The 18,613-nt window shown below is 74.0% G+C and carries 18 protein-coding genes and 1 pseudogene; 9 read left to right on the top strand and 10 right to left on the bottom strand.

Annotated elements, in window-relative coordinates; translation table 11 throughout:
• Nucleotides 1-99 precede the first annotated feature (99 nt).
• Nucleotides 100-708 (bottom strand): TetR/AcrR family transcriptional regulator, encoded by a 609-nt coding sequence (locus tag ACFYOV_RS24365; protein WP_389090589.1) that lies wholly within the window; start codon nt 706-708, stop codon nt 100-102.
• A 125-nt stretch (nt 709-833) separates the two neighbouring features.
• On the opposite strand from ACFYOV_RS24365, the gene ACFYOV_RS24370 reads away from it, so the two are divergent.
• Nucleotides 834-2,357: a cytochrome P450 gene (locus ACFYOV_RS24370; RefSeq protein ID WP_389090592.1), complete on the top strand. Its 1,524-nt coding sequence runs from the start codon at nt 834-836 to the stop codon at nt 2,355-2,357.
• Here ACFYOV_RS24370 and ACFYOV_RS24375 read toward each other — a convergent pair.
• The 5 genes from ACFYOV_RS24375 to ACFYOV_RS24395 all read right to left on the bottom strand — a co-directional run bounded on the left by ACFYOV_RS24375 (nt 2,319) and on the right by ACFYOV_RS24395 (nt 7,389).
• On the bottom strand, nt 2,319-3,161 hold the full coding sequence (locus ACFYOV_RS24375) for a pentapeptide repeat-containing protein (protein WP_389090594.1): 843 nt from the start codon (nt 3,159-3,161) through the stop codon (nt 2,319-2,321). The genes ACFYOV_RS24370 and ACFYOV_RS24375 overlap by 39 nt on opposite strands.
• A 63-nt stretch (nt 3,162-3,224) precedes the next feature.
• Complete coding sequence (gene sigJ / locus ACFYOV_RS24380) at nt 3,225-4,109, bottom strand: RNA polymerase sigma factor SigJ (RefSeq protein ID WP_389090597.1); 885 nt, start codon at nt 4,107-4,109, stop codon at nt 3,225-3,227.
• A gap of 5 nt (nt 4,110-4,114) precedes the next feature.
• Nucleotides 4,115-4,858 (bottom strand): PIG-L deacetylase family protein, encoded by a 744-nt coding sequence (locus ACFYOV_RS24385; protein ID WP_389090599.1) that lies wholly within the window; start codon nt 4,856-4,858, stop codon nt 4,115-4,117.
• 89 nt (nt 4,859-4,947) lie between these two features.
• Entirely contained in the window at nt 4,948-6,249 is a 1,302-nt protein-coding gene (locus ACFYOV_RS24390; RefSeq protein ID WP_389090601.1) for an alpha/beta fold hydrolase, read from the bottom strand.
• Between the two features lie 114 nt (nt 6,250-6,363).
• Nucleotides 6,364-7,389 carry a LacI family DNA-binding transcriptional regulator gene (locus tag ACFYOV_RS24395; RefSeq protein ID WP_389090604.1) on the bottom strand — a complete coding sequence of 342 codons (1,026 nt, stop codon included), beginning with the start codon at nt 7,387-7,389 and terminating at the stop codon, nt 6,364-6,366.
• An 88-nt stretch (nt 7,390-7,477) separates the two neighbouring features.
• On the opposite strand from ACFYOV_RS24395, the pseudogene ACFYOV_RS24400 reads away from it, so the two are divergent.
• The 6 genes and pseudogenes from ACFYOV_RS24400 to ACFYOV_RS24425 all read left to right on the top strand — a co-directional run.
• Nucleotides 7,478-7,941 (top strand): annotated as a pseudogene (locus ACFYOV_RS24400) (FGGY-family carbohydrate kinase); the annotation flags it as partial.
• 99 nt (nt 7,942-8,040) lie between these two features.
• Nucleotides 8,041-8,796, top strand: a complete 756-nt coding sequence (locus ACFYOV_RS24405; RefSeq protein WP_389090839.1) for a (Fe-S)-binding protein — start codon at nt 8,041-8,043, stop codon at nt 8,794-8,796.
• Nucleotides 8,793-10,271: a lactate utilization protein B gene (locus tag ACFYOV_RS24410; protein WP_389090606.1), complete on the top strand. Its 1,479-nt coding sequence runs from the start codon at nt 8,793-8,795 to the stop codon at nt 10,269-10,271. The genes ACFYOV_RS24405 and ACFYOV_RS24410 overlap by 4 nt, the downstream gene beginning before the upstream one ends.
• Complete coding sequence (locus tag ACFYOV_RS24415) at nt 10,268-10,972, top strand: lactate utilization protein C (protein WP_389090609.1); 705 nt, start codon at nt 10,268-10,270, stop codon at nt 10,970-10,972. Before ACFYOV_RS24410 ends, ACFYOV_RS24415 begins: the two co-directional genes overlap by 4 nt.
• Before the next feature lie 103 nt (nt 10,973-11,075).
• Nucleotides 11,076-11,936: an AAA family ATPase gene (locus tag ACFYOV_RS24420; protein WP_389090841.1), complete on the top strand. Its 861-nt coding sequence runs from the start codon at nt 11,076-11,078 to the stop codon at nt 11,934-11,936.
• Nucleotides 11,933-13,291, top strand: a complete 1,359-nt coding sequence (locus ACFYOV_RS24425; protein ID WP_389090611.1) for a VWA domain-containing protein — start codon at nt 11,933-11,935, stop codon at nt 13,289-13,291. The genes ACFYOV_RS24420 and ACFYOV_RS24425 overlap by 4 nt, the downstream gene beginning before the upstream one ends.
• Nucleotides 13,292-13,339: 48 nt before the next feature.
• Here ACFYOV_RS24425 and ACFYOV_RS24430 read toward each other — a convergent pair whose 3' ends face one another.
• Nucleotides 13,340-14,182 (bottom strand): class I SAM-dependent methyltransferase, encoded by an 843-nt coding sequence (locus ACFYOV_RS24430; protein ID WP_389090612.1) that lies wholly within the window; start codon nt 14,180-14,182, stop codon nt 13,340-13,342.
• Between the two features lie 193 nt (nt 14,183-14,375).
• Here ACFYOV_RS24430 and ACFYOV_RS24435 point away from each other — a divergent pair, with 193 nt between their 5' ends.
• Nucleotides 14,376-15,053, top strand: a complete 678-nt coding sequence (locus tag ACFYOV_RS24435; RefSeq protein WP_389090614.1) for a winged helix-turn-helix transcriptional regulator — start codon at nt 14,376-14,378, stop codon at nt 15,051-15,053.
• A 403-nt stretch (nt 15,054-15,456) separates the two neighbouring features.
• On the opposite strand, the gene ACFYOV_RS24440 is transcribed toward ACFYOV_RS24435, so the two are convergent.
• From ACFYOV_RS24440 to ACFYOV_RS24450, 3 genes are all read right to left on the bottom strand, one after another.
• Complete coding sequence (locus ACFYOV_RS24440; RefSeq protein ID WP_389090617.1) at nt 15,457-15,816, bottom strand: cupin domain-containing protein; 360 nt, start codon at nt 15,814-15,816, stop codon at nt 15,457-15,459.
• Nucleotides 15,817-15,958: 142 nt separating this feature from the next.
• The gene (locus tag ACFYOV_RS24445; protein ID WP_389090619.1) at nt 15,959-16,936 is read right to left on the bottom strand and encodes a pyridoxal-phosphate dependent enzyme; all 978 of its coding nucleotides are present in this window, start codon (nt 16,934-16,936) and stop codon (nt 15,959-15,961) included.
• Nucleotides 16,933-17,736 carry a transcriptional regulator gene (locus ACFYOV_RS24450; RefSeq protein WP_389090622.1) on the bottom strand — a complete coding sequence of 268 codons (804 nt, stop codon included), beginning with the start codon at nt 17,734-17,736 and terminating at the stop codon, nt 16,933-16,935. Before ACFYOV_RS24450 ends, ACFYOV_RS24445 begins: the two co-directional genes overlap by 4 nt.
• 243 nt (nt 17,737-17,979) lie before the next feature.
• Here ACFYOV_RS24450 and ACFYOV_RS24455 point away from each other — a divergent pair, with 243 nt between their 5' ends.
• On the top strand, nt 17,980-18,540 hold the full coding sequence (locus ACFYOV_RS24455) for a DM13 domain-containing protein (RefSeq protein ID WP_389090844.1): 561 nt from the start codon (nt 17,980-17,982) through the stop codon (nt 18,538-18,540).
• Nucleotides 18,541-18,613 lie beyond the last annotated feature (73 nt).

Genomic DNA, 18,613 nt, shown 5'->3' on the forward strand with positions numbered 1-18,613 from the left:
AACCTCCTCTTAGGTAAGCCTTGCCTAACCTACCGAAGATCGGGGTGTGCGCCAACCCCGCACCGTGTCCCTGTCGGGGAGGGACCCTCGGGAGCCCTCTCAGGGAGTGAGCACACCCAGCAGGGCGCGCGCACACAGATCGCGCACCTGCTCACGGTCCAGCTCCGAGCCGCGCAGCCACTCCAGGCAGACCGAGGTGGTGAACGCCAGCCAGCCGCGCACGGCGAGGCGCACGTCCGGCCGCCGTTCGAGGACCGGGCCGAACTCGGGGTCCCCTGCCAGGGCCGCCAGGATCTGCCGTTCCTGGGCGGCGAGCGCCCGACGGTAGACACGGCGCACCGCCCGGTCTCCCGCCGCGTCGGCGCGGTGGAAGGCCCGGTACCCGTGGGCGTGCGTCCGGACGTACTCCAGATACGCGTCGAGGCCGGCCGTGAGCTGCTCGCGCAACGGGACGCCGGGAACCGCCGCCGTCATGCGCAGCATCCGCTCGCTCTCCCGCTCCACCACCGCGGCGAAGAAGTCCCGCTTGGTCGGGAAGTAGTGGTACAGCAGCCCGCGGGAGACCCCGGCGATCTCGGCGACCTGCTCGATCCACACCTCGTCGTAGGGGCTCTCGGAGAACAGCCGCGCCCCGACCGACAGGAGCTGCTCGCGGCGCTCCTCCGTGCTGAGCCGACGGCGCGTGCGCCCGCCCTGGTTCGCGGCCATGGCCGCACTCTACTTGACGCCGGTTCAACAACCGGACCAGACTGAACGCGTTATTGAACCCACGTACAACACCATCCACGCACAGTGCGTCGCAGGGACTCGCCGGATCGAAGGAGATCGCGTCCATGGCGGAGACGACGGCACGGGCCGGAATGCCGAAGGGGTTCCGCAGCGCGGAGCTGGGCTGGCCCGCACTGCACCGCATCCCGCACCCGCCGTACCGGCTCCCGCTGCTCGGTGACGTGATCGGCGCGAGCCGGCGCACTCCCCTCCAGGACACGGTCCGCCACGCCCGCCGGCTGGGGCCGATCTTCCGGCGCAACGCCTTCGGCAAGGAGTTCGTGTTCACGTGGGGTGCCGGCCTGGTCGCGGACCTCTCCGACGAGTCGCGGTTCGCCAAGCACGTCGGTCTCGGCGTCGCCAATCTGCGGCCGGTCGCCGGCGACGGGCTGTTCACCGCGTACAACCACGAGCCCAACTGGCAGCTGGCGCACGACGTTCTCGCGCCCGGGTTCCACCGCGAGGCGATGGCGGGCTACCACACGATGATGCTGGACGTGGCCGAGCGGCTGACGGACCACTGGGACCGCGCGGTGACGGCGGGGCGGACCGTGGACGTGCCCGGTGACATGACCAAGCTGACGCTGGAGACGATCGCGCGGACCGGGTTCGGGCACGACTTCGGCTCGTTCGAACGGCCCCGCCCGCATCCCTTCGTGACCGCGATGGTCGGCACCCTCACCTACGCGCAACGGCTCAACTCCGTGCCCGCGCCGCTGGTCCCGCTGCTGCTGCGCCGGGCGGGCCGCCGCAACGCGGCCGACATCGACCGCCTGAACCACATCGTCGACGAGGTGGTGCGGGCCCGCAGGGCAGGGGGCGGCGGCGAGGGCGACCTGCTCGACCGGATGCTGGACACGGCCCACCCCGAGACCGGGGAGCGGCTGTCCCCCGAGAACGTCCGGCGGCAGGTCATCACCTTCCTGGTCGCGGGCCACGAGACCACCTCGGGAGCGCTGTCCTTCGCCCTGCACCATCTCTCCCGGCACCCGGACGTCGCGGCCCGTGCCCGCGCCGAGGTGGACCGCGTCTGGGGGGACGCGCCGGCACCGGCCTACGAGCAGGTGGCCCGGCTGAGGTACGTGCGCCGGGTGCTGGACGAGTCGCTGCGGCTGTGGCCGACCGCGCCCGCCTTCGCCCGGGAGGCCCGCGAGGACACCGTGCTGGCCGGGGAGCATCCCATGCGGCGCGGCGCCTGGACGCTGGTGCTGACGCCCATGCTGCACCGCGACCCGGACGTGTGGGGACCGGACGCCGAACGGTTCGACCCGGACCGCTTCGACACCCGGGCGGTGCGCTCCCGGCCGCAGCACACCTTCAAGCCGTTCGGGACGGGGGCGCGGGCCTGCATCGGCAGGCAGTTCGCGCTGCACGAGGCCACCCTGGTGCTGGGGCTGCTGCTGCGCCGCTACGAGCTGCGGCCGGACCCGGACTACCGGCTGCGGGTGACCGAGCGGCTGACGCTGATGCCGGAGGGGCTGCGGCTGCGCCCCGAGCGGCGCACGGACCCGGTCGGGCCCCGCGCCCGCGCCACCGCCGATGACGCGCCGTCAGAGACCCGTCGTCCAGTGCGCGGGACGGGCGAGTGACCCCGGCAGCCTGGTGCCGACGCTGCCGCGGGCCGCGTCGAGCTGGGGCTGGGTGAGGAAGAAGGCGCCGGTCAGGTCGGCGTCCGTAAGGTCGGTGTCCCGCAGGTCGGCGCCGATCAGGTCCGCGCCCCGCAGATCGGCACCGGTGAGGTCGGCGGCGATGAGGTAGGCGCCGCGCAGGCTGACCCCGCGCAGATCGGCCCCCTTGAGCCGGGCACCCATCAGATCCGCGCCCCGGCGGTCCCTGCGGCGCCCGCGCACCCCTGCCCGCGCCAGCTCACTGGCCCTGAGCAGCAGCACGTTGACGTCCTGCCGGTGTGCGCCGACGTCGAGCGCGGCCAGTTCCTGCGGGGTCCCCCGGCTGAGCCGCTCGGTCTTCTCCAGGGCGCGGCGCAGATCGGCGTGGACCGGCCGCGCCGCGGTGAGGGTGAGCGCTTCGGTCACGTACCACAGCAGCTCGTGCAGCTGCCGCACCACCGGGAACACGTCGAACATGCGCCGGGCGCGGTCCGGCGGGCCGGTGCGCCAGTCCTGCCCGCCGAAGGTGACCTGCGAGACCTTCTGCCCCGCGCCGAAGCAGTCGTAGACCGTGCAGCCGGTGAACCCCTCCCGCCGCAACCGCACGTGGATGCCGCAGCGGTGGTCCTCCCCCAGATTCCGGCAGGGCGTGCCGGCCGGCTTGTCCACCGCGAAGTCGGCCGAGGCGGCGAACGGCAGCGCGACGCAGCACAGTCCGAAGCACCGCTCGCAGTCGCCGCGCAGTCCCGCCCGGTCGGCCCTCTCTTCTCGCATGGCGTTCAGCATACGGAACAACCGGTCGGCGCCCGAGCGCCGACCGGTGCCGCTCGTCCCGGCACAGCACGCCGGCTAGGCCGGCACCTGGAGACGGGAGAGCCGCTCCGGGTCGGCCAGGATGTACATGCCGGTGATGCGGCCGTCGGTGACGGTGACGGACATCACCGACTGGGGGCGGCCGTCGACCACGCTGAGCAGGCCCAGCGCGTCGTTCACCAGCACCGTCCGGGCCGCCGCGGTGTAGCGGGCGAACAGGAGCGCCGACTCGGCCACCGTCCGCGCGCCCGTGAGCACCTTGGACGCGGCCGCGCCGCGGACCAGGGTGCCCGCGTCGGCCCGCAGGACGACGTCCGGGTGGAGTACGGCGACCAGCGCCTCGAAGTCACCGCCGCGCGCGGCGGCCATGAACGCGTCGAGCACCTCCTTCTGCCGGCCGAGGTCGGGCTCGGACGGGGGCGTCGTGTCCCGCACCCGGCGGCGGGCGCGGCTGGCGAGCTGCCGGGTGGCGGCCGGGGTGCGCTCCACGACCGGGGCGATGTCGTCGAAGGGCACGGCGAACATGTCGTGCAGCACGAACGCGAGCCGCTCGTCGGGGTCGAGCCTCTCCAGGACCACCAGCAGCGCGACGCCCACCGAGTCGGCGTGCAGCGCCTCCTCCTCCGGGTCGGTCCGGGGCAGGGGCCTGATCACCGGGTCCGGGACGAAGGTCTCGTCCATCGGCTGCTCGCGGCGGGCGGTGCGCGAGCGCAGCAGGTCCAGGCAGATCCGTCCGGTGACGGTGGTCAGCCAGCCGCCGAGGTTGCCGATCTCGTCGGGGTCGGTGCGTCCCAGCCTCAGCCATGCCTCCTGGACGGCGTCCTCGGCCTCGGCCAGGGAGCCGAGCATGCGGTAGGCGACCGCCTTGAGATGCCCGCGGTGCTCCTCGAAACGCTCCGCCAGCAGTTCCCCGGTGTCCATCGCCGTCACCGGGCGAACAGCTCGAAGGCGACCGCGGGCCGGTTCCCGAACCGTTTCCCCGTCTCCTCGGCGTACTGCGTGAGGAAGCCGCGGGCGTAGGTCTCGGGGTCCTCGTCGGTCAGCGCCTCGATGTAGGCACGGTGTTCGAGGAGCGAGCGCACCGCGCGCTCCATGCCGTCCGTGGCGTCCACCGCGTGGGTGGGGGTGCCGGACCCGGCGACGGCGACCCAGCGCACCCCGTCCCAGGGCTCGAGGCCCTGTTCGGTCAGCTCCGGGAAGATCCACCGGTTCCCGGCGTCACCGGCCGCGTCGAGGGTGGCGCGGCCCACGGCCACGTGGTCGGGGGTGTTCCAGTGGGTGCCGCCCCAGGTGTCCCGGTGGTTCAGGGTGATCACCAGCTCGGGCCGGTGGCGCCGGACGGCGGCGGCGATGTCCCGGCGCAGGGCGGGGCCGTACTCGACCACCCCGTCCCGGTGGTCCAGGAACTCCACCACCGACACGCCGACCACCGCGGCGCCGGCCCGCTGTTCCCGCTCCCGGAGCGCGGCGCACTCCGCCGGCTGCAGGGTGTCGATGCCCGCCTCGCCCCGGGTCGCCAGGACGTAGACGACCTCGCGGCCGGCGTCGGTCCAGGACGCGATCGCCGCCGCGCAGCCGTACTCGAGGTCGTCGGGGTGGGCCACCACGGCCAGGGCGCGCTGCCAGTCGTCGGGCATGGGCCGGAGTCGATCGGTCCTCGGCTCGGTCATGCCCGCAGACTAACCCGCGGCGCCGACATCCGCCGGAGGTCAACTCCTGCCCGGTACTAGCCGGTAGGCCCTCCCCGGAGGGCGCCCGCTCACGCCTCGTCGCGCGCCAGCGCGAGCAGCCGGTCCAGCACCCGGGGTCCGCCCGCCCGCACACCGTCGTGCTCGAACTCGTCGGTGACCCAGGTGCGCAGACCGCGCACGGCGCGGGCGGTCTGCAGGGAGTGGGCGGTGTCGACGTACATGTCGTCGTGGTAGACGGCCGCCGCGACCGTGACCTCGTTGGCCGCCAGGCGGGCCGGGTCGTACAGCGGCGTCCAGTCGGTGCGGGCGGCGAGCAGCTCGGCGGTCTCGCGCAGCGGGCGCAGCGCGGGATCGCAGTCGAACATCCACGGGTGGACGGTCTCGCCGGTGAACGGCAGCGGTCCGTCGCCGGCGAGTGCCGCGGCCGCGTCGAACTCCGGGAACTCGGCACGCACCCGCTCGGCGGACCAGGCGGTGGGGCGGGCGTCCTGGGCGTAGATCGCCTCGTGGACGAGCGCGTACAGCGGGTGGCCCGCGTACGACAGCAGGCTCTGCGCCTGCTCCTGGAACGCGTCGGACAGCGCGGGGCCGCCGGGCGTGCGGACGAAGGAGTCCTCGAGGAGGTAGTGCAGGCGGTGGCTGCCGTCGCCGCTGCCGAGGAGGATGCCGAGGGACTGGAACGCCTCCACGGTGAGACGGTAGCCGTTCGGCAGGACCACCTCGTGGCTGAGGAGGTGCTCGGCGATGCGGCGGGCGCGTGCGACGTCCTGCGGGTAGCGGGCGTAATGGGCGGCGACCTTGCGGGCGACGCGCGGGTAGGCGGCCCGGTAGACGTCGTCGGCGTGGGCGTCCAGGGAGGGCAGGCCGCCGGTGATCAGGGCGGTGTCCAGGCCCTCGGGGGCGGTGGACAGGTAGGCCACGGTGCAGAAACCGCCGAAGCTCTGGCCGAGGACGCTCCAGGGGGCGCCGGCGGTGACTTCGGGGCGGATCGCCTCGCAGTCGCGGACGATGGAGTCGGCCCGGAAGCGGGTGAGGTAGTCGGCCTGTTCGGCGGGGCCGCCGCGCAGCGGGAGGGTCTGGCGGCCGGCGGGGCTGGAGCGGCCGGTGCCGCGCTGGTCCAGCAGGAGGACGCGGTGGTCCTTCAGCGCCCGGCCGAGCCAGGCCTGCCGGCCGATGAAGCGGTTCGCCCCGAAGCCGGGGCCGCCCTGGAGGTACAGCAGCCACGGCAGGTCCTGGCCCGCCTTCTCGCCGGCGACGACCTCACGCGCGTACAGCTCGATCGTCTCCCCCGAGGGGTCGTCGTGGTCGAGGGGCACGGTGAAGCGGCGGTCGGTGAGGACGACTCCTGGCTGGCGGTAGCTGGAGTTCAACGGGGCTCCCGGGACGGACGGGGCGGACGGATGCGCGCCCAGTCCAGCACACGACCGGCGGACCGCCGGGACCGGGATCACCGGATTCCTCCGGGCGCCTCGCCCCACGTCCGGTCAGCGGGCCGACAGGCTGGAGCGGCGGACCACCAGTTCAAGGTGCAGGACGACCTTGCGGTGCTCGTGCGGCTCGTCCGCGGCCTCCGGCCGGGTCTCCTCCAGCAGCAGCTCCGCCGCGAGGGCGCCCATGGTGACGGCGGGCTGGCGCACCGAGGTCAGCGGGACGGCCGCGGCGGCGGCGAACTCGATGTCGTCGTAGCCGACGATGGCCAGGTCGTCGGGGACGCTCACCCCGGCCGCGTACATCGCCTGAGGCACGCCGAGGGCGAGCAGGTCGTTGGCGCAGAATACGGCGGTGGGCCGGTCGGCGAGGCCCAGGAGGCGGGCGCCGGCGTCGCGTCCGGCGGCGACGTCCGGACGGTCGGTGGGCAGCTCGCGCAGCGCCTCGTGGCCGAGCCCCGCCTCGGCGAGCGCGCCGAGGGCGCCGGTGCGGCGGTCGCGGACCTGGTTCGGTCGCGGCGGGCCGCTGACGTACGCGACGGACCGGTGCCCGGCGTCGACCAGGTGCCGCACGGCCAGCTCGCCGCCCGCCACGTCGTCCACGGAGACCGAGCACTCGGTGGTGCCCTCGGCGACCCGGTCGACCAGGACGAAGGGGATGCTGTGCCGGCGGAACGCCTCGATGTTGCGGCCGGTGGCGTCCGCCGGGGCCAGCAGCACGCCCCGCACGCGCTGTTCGGCGAAGAGCGAGAGGTACTCGGCCTCCTCGCTCGCGTCCTGGGCGCTGTTGCAGACCATCACGCCGAGCCCGGCCTTGCACGCGGCCCGCTCGGCGCCCCGTACCGCGTCGACGAAGAAGGGGTTGCCCATGTCGAGGACGAGCAGCCCCATGATCCGGCTGCGGCCGGCGCGCAACTGGCGTGCGGACTCGCTGCGGACGTAGCCGAGCCGGTCGATGGCGGAGAGCACCCGTGCCCGGGTCTCGGCGGCGACCGTGTCCGGACGGTTGATCACGTGGGAGACCGTGCCGACGGAGACTCCGGCGGCGCGGGCGACGTCCTTGATACCCACCGGCTGGGCCATCGGGCGTGGACCTCCGGGGCAGACACGGACGGTGGGGGCGCCTCCACATTACCGGCCCGGCCGCAGCCGCTCCCGGGAGCGGCTGCGGCCGGCGCCGCGGTCGGTGGTGGACGCGGGCGACGCGGCGTTCCTCACGCCGGGGCGGATGCCGGAGCGGATCGCCGACGCCCGCCGGGCCTCGTGGGTGCCGGTGCCCGTCTCCCCCGCCGAGTCGCGCAGTGCATCCTCGACTCGGCGGCCCTCGCGCACCGCGGGGCCGTCGAGGACGCCCAGCGGTTCGCCGGCCGTCCGGTGGACGTGGTGCACATCGTCGGCGACGGCACCCGCGACGCGCTGCTGTGCCGGCTGACCGCCGACACCTGCGGGCTGCCTGTGGTGGCCGGTCCGACCGAGGCGGCGGCGCTGGGCAACGTGCCGGCGCAGTCCCGCGCCCACGGGCTGGTCGGCGATCTCGCGGGGATGCGGCGGCTGCTCACCCGTACCCAGTCGCTGACCCGGTACGAGCCGCGCGGCTCGACCGCCCGCCGGCAGGCCGCTCGGGCCCGGCTCGCCCGGGACCGGCGGGGCCCGCCCGGGCCCGCTCCGCCGACTACCCTGCATCCACGCGACGATCGACGCCCGCACCCGATGACCGACCCGCAAGGAGCCGCGATGCGTGTCGCACTGTTCCTGACCTGTGTCAGCGACACGCTCTGTCCGGGCACCGGGCGCGCGGTGGTGAAACTGCTGACCAGGCTCGGCGTGGAGGTCGACTTCCCGATGGCGCAGACCTGCTGCGGGCAGGCGCACTACAACACCGGGTACCGGCACGAGGCGGAGCCGATGGCGGTGCACTTCGCCCATGTCTTCGGGGGCTACGAGGCGATCGTGACACCGTCCGGGTCGTGCGCGGCGATGGTGCGGGAACTGTATCCGCGGATGGGTGGGCGGGCCCGGGCCGAGGGCCGCGGGGACGGCCTCGCGGCCGCGCTGGCACCGGTGGTGCCGAAGACGTACGAGCTGACCGAGTTCCTGGTGGACGTGCTGGGGGTGACGGACGTCGGCGCCTGCTACCCGCACACGGTGACCTACCACCCGACCTGCCACGGCCTGCGCGGTCTGGGACTCGGGGACCGGCCCCGGCGGCTGCTGGAGGCGGTGAGGGGGCTGGAGCTGGTGGAGCTGCCGGGCGCGGAGGAGTGCTGCGGCTTCGGCGGCACGTTCGCGGTGAAGAACCCCGACGTGTCCGCGGCGATGGGCGCCGACAAGGTGCGTAACGCGGAGTCGACGGGTGCCGAGGTGCTGTGCGCGGCGGACAACTCGTGTCTGACGCACATCGGCGGGACGATGACCAGGCTGCGAACCGGCATGCGGCCGGTGCACCTCGCGGAGATCCTGGCGAGCACCGAGGAGGAACCGGCCGTATGAGCGGGGCGTTCGTCGGAATGCCGGCGTTTCCACGGGCCGCGCGGGAGGCGGTGTACGACGGCACGCTGCGCGGCAATCTGCGGCATGCCACGCACACCATCCGGGCCAAGCGGGCCAAGGCCGTGGCGGAGGTGTCGGACTGGGCGGAGCTGCGGGAGGCCGGCCGGCGGATCAAGGACCACACGCTCCGGCACCTCGACCACTACCTGGTGCGGCTGGAGGAGTCGGTCACGGCCGCCGGCGGCGTCGTCCACTGGGCGGCGGACGCCGGTGAGGCCAACCGGATCGTCGCCGGACTCGTCAAGGAGACGGGCGAGTCGGAGGTCGTCAAGGTCAAGTCGATGGCCACGCAGGAGATCGGGCTGAACGAGGCGCTGGAGGCGGAGGGCATCCGGGCGTACGAGACCGATCTGGCCGAGCTGATCGTGCAGTTGGGCAGGGACCGGCCCTCCCACATCCTGGTCCCGGCGATCCACCGCAACCGGGGTGAGATCCGGGACGTCTTCGCCCGCGAGATGGGCGAGTGGGGCCGCCCCGCCCCCGAGGGCCTGACCGACTCGCCCGCCGACCTCGCCGAGGCGGCGCGGCTGCACCTGCGGGAGAAGTTCCTGCGGGCCGGGGTCGGCATCTCCGGCGCCAACTTCATGGTCGCCGAGACCGGCACCCTCGTCGTCGTGGAGTCCGAGGGCAACGGGCGGATGTGCCTGACCCTGCCCGAGACGCTGATCTCGGTCGTCGGCATCGAGAAGGTCGTGCCGACGTGGCGGGACCTGGAGGTGTTCCTCCAGACCCTCCCTCGCTCCTCGACCGCCGAGCGCATGAATCCGTACACCTCGACCTGGACCGGCACGTCCGACGACGACGGCCCGCGCTCCTTCCACCTGGTGCTGCTGGACAACGGCCGCACCGACGCCCTCGCCGACGAGGTCGGCCGGCAGGCGCTGCGCTGCATCCGCTGCTCCGCCTGCCTGAACGTGTGCCCGGTGTACGAGCGGGCCGGGGGGCACGCGTACGGCTCGGTGTACCCGGGACCCATCGGCGCCATCCTCAGCCCTCAGCTCCGGGGCACGGCGAGCGAGATCGACGCCTCGCTGCCGTACGCGTCCTCCCTGTGCGGGGCCTGCTACGAGGTGTGCCCGGTCGCCATCGACATCCCCGAGGTGCTGGTGCACCTGCGGGAACGGGTCGTCGAGGGCGGACAGGCGACGCGGGAGGGCAACAAGGTGGTGCTGCGGCCCGCCGGGGGACACGCCTCCGAGCGGGCGGCGATGCGGGCGGCCCGCTGGGCGTTCACGCACCCGCGTGCACTGCGCACCGGCCAGCGCCTCGTCTCCCGCACCCGGCGCTTCCATCCGCGCACGCTGCCGGGCCCCGGCCGGGCGTGGAGCGCGACGCGGGACCTGCCGCCGGTACCGGCGGAGCCGTTCCGGGACTGGTGGCAGCGCACCCGCGGCGGAAAGGACGCGACCGAGTGAGCAGCAGGGAACGGATCCTGGGCCGGGTGCGGCGCGCCCTCGCCGACGTGCCGCGGGAGGAGACGCCCCCGGAGCCCGGACGGCCTGGGAGCCTCGCCCACTACGAGCGGGCCGTGACCCGTGACTATCTGGACGAGCACGGCGAACGCACCGTCGAGGAGACGGTGGAGCTGCTCGCGGAGAACCTGGCGGACTACCGGGCGGTCGTGCACCGCACCGACGCCGACGGGCTGGCCGGGACCGTCGCGGGGCTGCTGGCGGCGCACGGCTCCTCGTCCGTCCTGGTGCCGCCGGGGCTGGGCGGGGACTGGCCGGCCGCGACCGGCGTGACGCGGGTGGTGGACCGGGCGGAGGACACCCCGTATGACCTGGACCGGGTGGACAGCGTGGTCACCGGCTGCGCGGTCGCGATCGCCGAGACCGGAACGATCGTGCTGGACGGCTCCCCCGACCAGGGCCGCCGTCGCATCACCCTCGTCCCCGACCACCACATCTGCATCGTCCGCGTGCCCGGCCAGGTGGTCTCCTCTGTCCCGCAGGCCCTTCGGCGGCTCGACCCCGCCCGCCCGCTCACCTGGATCTCCGGCCCCTCGGCGACCAGCGACATCGAGCTCGACCGGGTGGAGGGCGTGCATGGACCACGCACGCTGGAGGTGGTCCTGGTCGGCCGGACGCGGTCCGCGCCGCGGCCGTCCCCGTGACGGGTCGCCGATGACCTCCGTGACAGGGCACCGGCACCCCGTGACAACAAGGTGAACAAGCGCTTGGATAGGGCTTCTGTCATCGCCGCCGACCTGGAGGCCCCTGGTGTTCACTTCCGTCGACGACGTCTCCGCGCGTCTCGCCGAGGCCGGCTACCTGGCCTCGCCCGCGGTCGCCACGGCCGTCTTCCTCGCCGACCGGCTCGGCAAGCCGCTGCTGGTCGAGGGCCCCGCCGGGGTCGGCAAGACCGAGCTCGCCAAGGCGGTGGCCCAGGTGGCCGGAGCCCGGCTGGTGCGCCTGCAGTGCTACGAGGGCATCGACGAGTCGCGGGCGCTGTACGAGTGGAACCACGCCAAGCAGTTGCTGCGGATCAGCGCGGGCCGCAACGAGACGTGGGACGAGACGCGCACCGACATCTTCGGCGAGGAGTTCCTGCTCCCCCGGCCGCTGCTCACCGCCATCCGCGGCGACGACCCGAAGGTGTTGCTGATCGACGAGACCGACAAGGCGGACGTCGAGGTCGAGGGCCTGCTCCTGGAGGTGCTCGGCGACTTCCAGGTCACGGTGCCCGAGCTCGGCACGATCACCGCCACCCGCCGGCCCTTCGTGGTCCTCACCTCGAACGCCACCCGTGAGCTGTCCGAGGCACTGCGCCGCCGCTGCCTGTTCCTCCACATCGGCTTCCCCGACGCCGAGCTGGAGCGGCGGATCGTACGGCTGAGGGTGCCGGGGATCGACACGGCACTGGGCGAGTCCGTGGTGCGGGTGGTCGGGGCGCTGCGCGCGATGGACCTGCGCAAGGCGCCGTCGGTCGCGGAGACCGTCGACTGGGCCCGCACCCTGCTGGCGCTCGGCGCGGACACCCTGGACGAGACGGTGGTGCGCGACAGCCTGGGCGTGATCCTCAAGCACCAGGACGACGTCCTGAAGGCGGCGGCCAAGCTCGACCTGGACGCCGTGTGACGGCCGCCCCGGACGTCACCGCACGGCTGACCGGCCTGGTCGGCGCGCTCCGCTCGCACGGCGTGCGCATCGGCACCGGCGAGACGGTCGACGCGGCGCGGGCGGCCGAGGCCCTGGGGTTCACCGACCGGGACCTGCTGCGCGAGGGACTGGCGGCGACCCTGCTGCACGGTACGGGTCAGCGCCCCGTCTTCGACGCGGTGTTCGACCTGTACTTCCCGCGCGCGGTCGGCGCTCCGGACGGCACCGCGGCGGACCGCGACGCACTGCGCGAGCGGCTGGCGGCGGCCCTCGCCGACAACGACACCGCGCTGATGGGCCGGTTGGCGGTGGAGGCGGTCGACGCCCTCGGGGGCTACGGCAGTTCACCGGCGTCGGACGGCTGGTCGGCATACCAGACGCTCGAGCGGCTGAGGCCGCAGACGCTGCTCGCCCGGGTGCGGGACGAGGTGCGGGCGGGCGGCGGCACCGCGGGCTTTGGCGACCGGCTGCTGGAGGACGAGATCCGGCGGCGCATCGAGGAGTTCCGGCGGATGGTGGCCGCGGAGGCGCGGCGCCGGGTCGCCGAGCGACGCGGCAGGGACGAGGTGGCCCGGCGCGCCGTGGCCCCGTCCGCGGACCGTGTCGACTTCCTGTTCGCCGGGAAGGACCGGCTGGCCGAGCTGCGCCGGACGGTGCAGCCGCTGGCGCGGAAGCTGGCCACCCGGCTCGCGGCACGCCGCCGCAGGGCCGCCCGCGGCAGCATCGACCTGCGCCGGACCCTGCGGGGCTCGCTGTCGACCGGCGGGGTGCCGATGCGGCCGGTGCTGCGCCGGCGCCGTCCGATGCGGCCCGAGCTGGTGCTGTTGTGCGACGTGTCGGGCTCGGTGTCCGGCTTCTCGGACTTCACGATGCTGCTGGTGCAGGCGCTGCACGACCAGTTCTCCAAGGTGCGGGTGTTCGCCTTCGTCAACCGGATCGACGAGGTGACCGGGCTGCTCGTGCACGGCGCCGCCGACCCGGAGGGACTGGGTGCCCGCATCCGGGCCGGGGCGACGCTCACCTCCTGGCACGGCAGCAGCGACTACGGCGCCGCGCTCGGCGAGTTCGGCGAACGGTACGCCGATGCGGTGGGCCCGCGCACGACCGTGTTCGTCCTCGGGGACGCCCGCACCAACATGGGCGACCCCAACCTCCCGGCCGTGCGCGAACTGGCCCGGCGGGCCCGCCGCGTGCACTGGCTCAACCCCGAGCAGCGCTCCCGCTGGGGCACCGGCGACTCCGCGGCTCCCGAGTACGCCGAGCTGGTGGAGATGCACGAGTGCCGCACGGTCCGCCACCTGAGCGCTCTGGTCGGACGGCTGTTGCCGGTGTGACCGCGGCCGGGCGCGGCCGGCGGATTGCGGGGCCCGGGGCAGGCCCCGTCAGCCGGCCCTGCGGGCGGTGAGCAGCAGGTACTCCCACTCCATGACCAGACGGCCCGCGCCGTCCTGCCGGCCGTGGCCACGGGCGAGCTCCGCCAGCTCGCGGTCCAGGGCGGCGGTGCTTCCGGGGTCGTCCGCGACGGCCTTGTAGACGCTGATCGTCGGGCCGTAGCGCTCCTTGAAGTAGTCGCGGAACGCCTCGGGCGTCGCGAAGCGGTCCACCACGACCGTCCGGCGTTCAGCGGTCACCCGGGTGACCCGGTCGCCGAGGAGCTCCCGCACGTGGTCCGGGTCCCCCCACAGCGGCGGCGGCTGCGCACCCGGCGGGGGCGGCGGCGCGTACGGCTTCATCGTGGCCAGCATCCGGCCGAGGAAGCCCTGGGGTGTCCAGCTGACGAGCCCGATGGTGCCGCCGGCCCGGCACACCCGGACCAGTTCGTCGGCGGCCGCCGCGTGATGCGGGGCGAACATGACGCCGACGCAGGACATCACGGTGTCGAAGGCGGCGTCGTCGAAGGGCAGCGCCTCGGCGTCGGCCTCGCGCCACTCCAGTCGCGCGCCCCGCTGCGCGGCGACCCGCCGCCCGGTCTCCAGCAGCTCGGGGGTCAGATCGGTGGCCACCACGTCCGCGCCGGCCAGGGCCGCCGGGATCGCGGCGTTGCCGCTGCCCGCCGCGACGTCCAGCACCCGGTCGCCCGCGCGCACGCCGCACGCCTTGACCAGGGTCTCCCCCAGACTCGGGATGATCTCGGCGGCCACGGACGGATAGTCGCCCTGGGCCCACATCGCCCGGTGCCGGGCCTTCAGCGCACGGTCGGCCTCGGCCGTGTTCCCGTTCGTCATGGCTGTGCTCCTCGGGTCGTTCCTCACGCGGTCCGCTCGCCGCGACTTCGAGCCTAGGAACACCCGGCGTCCGCCTCCCAGTACAGGATCTGTACCGCAGGCCCGTACGCGATCGGTACCGGCCACCCGTCGCACGGGACCGTCAGCCCTCCTCCGGGTGGTCCGGCGGCAGGGGGCGGCCTAACCTGCTCCCATGGGGTCGACGTACGGCCAGTTCTGTCCGGTCGCCAAGGCGATGGAGCTCCTCGACGAGCGCTGGACCCTGCTCATCGTGCGGGAGATGGTCATCGGGAGCCGTCACTTCAACGAGCTGCGCCGGGGCGTGCCGCGGATGTCCCCCACGCTGCTGTCCAAGCGGCTGCACCAGTTGGTGCGGGCCGGCATCGCGGAGAAGCGGACCGACGGCCGGGACGTGAGCTACGTGCTGACGCCGGCCGGGGAGGAACTGCGGCCCGTGGTCGAGGCGCTGGGCGTGTGGGGCACGCGCTGGATCGGCGAGCTGGGCGAGGACGACCTCGACCCGAAGCTGCTGCTGTGGGACATGCACCGCAGGATCGACTACGCGGCGGTTCCCGAGGGGCGCACGGTCGTCCGGTTCGACTTCTCCGACGTGCCTCCGCAGACCCGGCACTGGTGGCTGGTCATCGGCTCCGGCGAGACCGACGTGTGCGACATCGACCCCGGTCACGCGGTGGCCGTCACCTTCGCCGCCAGCCTGCGCGGCCTGATCCGGGTATGGCGCGGCGACCTCGGATGGTCGGACGCCCTGCGCGCGGGCTGGATCCGGCTGGAGGGCCCCGAGCCCCTGCGCCGGGCCGCCCCCGGCTGGTTCACCCTCTCCCCGTTCGCGGCCGTGCCGCGGCCCGCCTGAGCGCGACGGCCCGCTGCGACCGGGGCGCCGCAGGAGGGGCGTACCGGCGTCCGGAGTGGATCGGCGACCGATTACCATCCCGCCATGTCCGACACCGCAGCCGGCAACGGTCGGGCCCGCTGGGACTGCAACCCCGGTCGACCGCCGCCGTTCTGAGTGGGTGTCGTGACCGGCAGGGCGGGATCCGGCCCGCCGCGCCGGTCCGCCGGTGCGGGCCTGCCGCTCGATCACGCCGCGGACGCGGGGGCGGAGCAGCCCGACACGCGCACCTGCGGCGTTGTCGTCGGTTGTCCGATTCTCCGCGTCGACGCCCTCCGCCGTGCAGTCGCACGCACCGGGCCCGCTCACCGTGATGACGAGGCGCCGTCGCCGGCCACCCTGCGTCCTGATCCGAACGACCGGGCTAGTCCGCCTTGGCGTACTTCTGGGCCATGGCGCCCGCGAAGTCGTAGACCACCACCTGTTCGTCGCCGACGACCCACGCGTCGTGGCCGGGCGGGCAGACGAAGACGTCTCCGGGCCCCACCTCGCCCTCGGCGCCGTCGTCCATGCGGATGCGCATGCGCCCGCTCACGACATAGCCGTTGTGGTGGATCTGGCAGCTGTCGGTCCCCGCTATGGGGCCCACCGACTCCGTCCAGCGCCACCCCGGCTCGAAGGTGGCCACGGCGAAGTCCAGCCCCGTCAGGTGGACGGCTTCGAGATGCCCCTGGGGGAAGTCCCGCCGCTCGTCCGGCTTGTCCAGCGTCTTGACCTCGAACATGACGCCTCTCCCTTCCGGCCGTCGTCCCCTCGGCCGGGTCCGGTCTCCGTCCGCCCGAACGGACCGGCGGGGAACGGGCCCCGTCACTCCATCGTCCGCCGGTCCACTCGGGTGCGCCATTCGGGTGAGGGCGACGGTCCCCTCACCCGTCGGTGCCGCACAGCCGGGCGAAGCGTCCGGCGTCGATGTTGCCGCCGGAGAGGATCAGTCCCACGCGGCGCGGCAGCGGGCCCGCGCGGCCGGTGAGGAGGGCGGCCAGCGGGGTGGCGCCGCTCGGTTCGAGCACGATCTTCAGGCGCTCGAAGGCGAACCGCATCGCGTCCCTGATCTCGTCGTCGCCGACCAGGACGATCCCGTCGAGCAGCCGCCGGTTGAGGGAGAAGGTCAGCTCGCCGGGGGTGTGCAGCGCCTGGCCGTCGGCGATGGTGCGAGGGACGGGGACACTGATCCGGTGCCCCGCCTCCAGTGAGCGCTTGGTGTCGTCCCCGGCCTCCGGTTCGACGCCGAGCACCCGGGTCCCCGGGTGCAGTGCCTTCACCGCGGTGGCGCTGCCGGCGATCAGTCCGCCGCCGCCGACCGGTGCGAGCAGTGCGTCCAACTCTCCTACGTCTTCCAGGAGTTCCAGTGCCGCCGTGCCCTGTCCGGCGATGACGTGCGGATGGTCGTACGGCGGGACGAGGGTGAGTCCCCGTTCGGCGGCCAGCGCCTCGGCGACGGCGACGCGGTCGCCGCTGTAGCGGTCGTACGTGACGACCTCGGCGCCGTATCCCTCGGTGGCCGCCCGTTTCGACGGCGGGGCGTCCTCCGGCATGACGATGACGGCGGTGGTGCCGAGTTCGCGGGCGGCCAGGGCTACGGCCTGGGCGTGGTTGCCGGAGGAGTAGGCGGCGATGCCGCGCTCGAGCTGCTCGGGCGCGAGCCGGGAGGCGGCGTTGTAGGCACCGCGGAACTTGAAGGCGCCGACGCGCTGGAAGTTCTCGCACTTGAGGTGGACCTCGGCGCCGACGAGGGCGTCCAGGGTGCGGGAGCGCAGGACCGGGGTGCGGTGGGCGACGCCCTCGAGGCGCGCGGCGGCGGCGCGCACGTCGTCGAGGGTGACCGGCGGGGTGGTGGTCGTCACGTGGTGCCTCCGAGAGCGGTTGCGTCGGTCGGGTCGGCAGGGGCTTCGGGGCCGGTCGGGGCGGAATCGGTCGGGGCGGTGGCCAGTGAGCCGATCGGGGCGGTGCGGGCCTGCGCGTCGGTCTCGGCCGGCCCGGCGGTGGCCCTCGCCAGGGACAGGTAGTGGTAGGCGGAGGCGCGGGAGACGCCGAGCCGGGTGGCGACCCGCTCGATCGCGCGCCGCACGGCGAACACTCCCCGGGTGTCCAGATCATGGAAGAGCCGGACGCGTCCGGAACGGTCGAGTTCCGCCCAGCCGCGGTGCCGCAGCACGGGGTGGGCGTCGACGAGTGCCTCGACCACAGCATCGATGTCGTTGCCGAAGGTGGTGGCCGGCAGGACGGGCGGACGAGGATCGGCACCGGCACCGGCGAGGCCGGCGAGGAGGGCCTGCGCCCTGTCGACGGCGGTGACGTCGAGGTTGACACACAGGGCGCCGAAGACCTGCCCCGTGGAGTCGCGCAGCACCATGGTCGAGGACTTCACGTGGGTGCCGGTCCCCGTCCGGGTGAGGTAGTTGAGCTCGTCGGTCGCCTCGTCGCCACGGGCGAGCACGCGCAGGCCGATCTCGCTCATGGCCCCGCCGACCGTCCTCCCGGTCACCGAGCCGGCCACGGCGACCACCGACTCCTCCGGGCGCCGGTAGTCGTGCAGCACCACCTCGCACACCGGGCCGAAGGTCGCCGCGATCCCGTCGACGACCGGCGTCAATGCGGCGAGGATCGCGTCCCGCTCGGCGTCCAGGGCTCTTTGCGTGGGCATGGGCACGTCCTTCCCGCGAGTGCCGGCCGGCGGCCGTCTCCCCATCCTGGACCATACATCCAGTCGATGGATTTTTCGTCCAGACCCTCCGCAGGCCTTCGTGCATCCCTTACGAGAGTCTGACGGCCGGCCCTCCGGCGTACCGCCGGGCCGTTCCGTCCGCCACGCTGGTGGGTGTCCACAGAGATGGCGCACGGGCGAGTGGGCCGGTGCGCACCGGGAGGTGTGAGGTTCGTGGCACGGATGCGGGGGAAGAAGGCGCGGCGGGTGGCCGTCGCGGTCGCGGTGCCGACCGTGGCGGTGGCGGGTCTGGGGCTGTACTGGTTCCAGCCCTGGAAGTTGTGGGTGGACGAGGAGGTGAAGGAGGAACTCCCGGTGGCCGCCGAGCCCGCGGCACGGCAGCCGTCCCCCGGCGCGGACGCCACCGGCGCCCCGTCCTCGCCCGCCTCCGGCCCGCGGACCGTCGCCGACGGCGAGCTCGTCACCCATGAGCACCGCACCACCGGCACGGTGCGGGTGCTCCGGCTGGACGACGGCTCGCATGTCCTGCGCCTCGAAGGTCTCGACACCTCCAACGGCCCCGACCTGCACGTCTGGCTGACCGACGCACCGGTGATCGAGGGCAAGGACGGCTGGCACGTCTTCGACGACGGCGAGCACGTCAGTCTGGGCAGGCTGAAAGGCAACAAGGGCGACCAGAACTACCCACTGCCGAGCGGTGTCGACCCGGCGGACTTCAACAGCGTCACCATCTGGTGCGACCGTTTCGACGTGTCGTTCGGGGCGGCGGAGCTGTCCGTCTGAGGGACCCGTGAGGGCCCGGCCGGCCGTGGACGCGGGCCCGGCGTACGCGGTCGGACAATCCCCGCCACACAGT

The organism is Streptomyces sp. NPDC005931 (assembly GCF_042871235.1).
Taxonomy (GTDB): Bacteria; Actinomycetota; Actinomycetes; order Streptomycetales; family Streptomycetaceae; genus Streptomyces.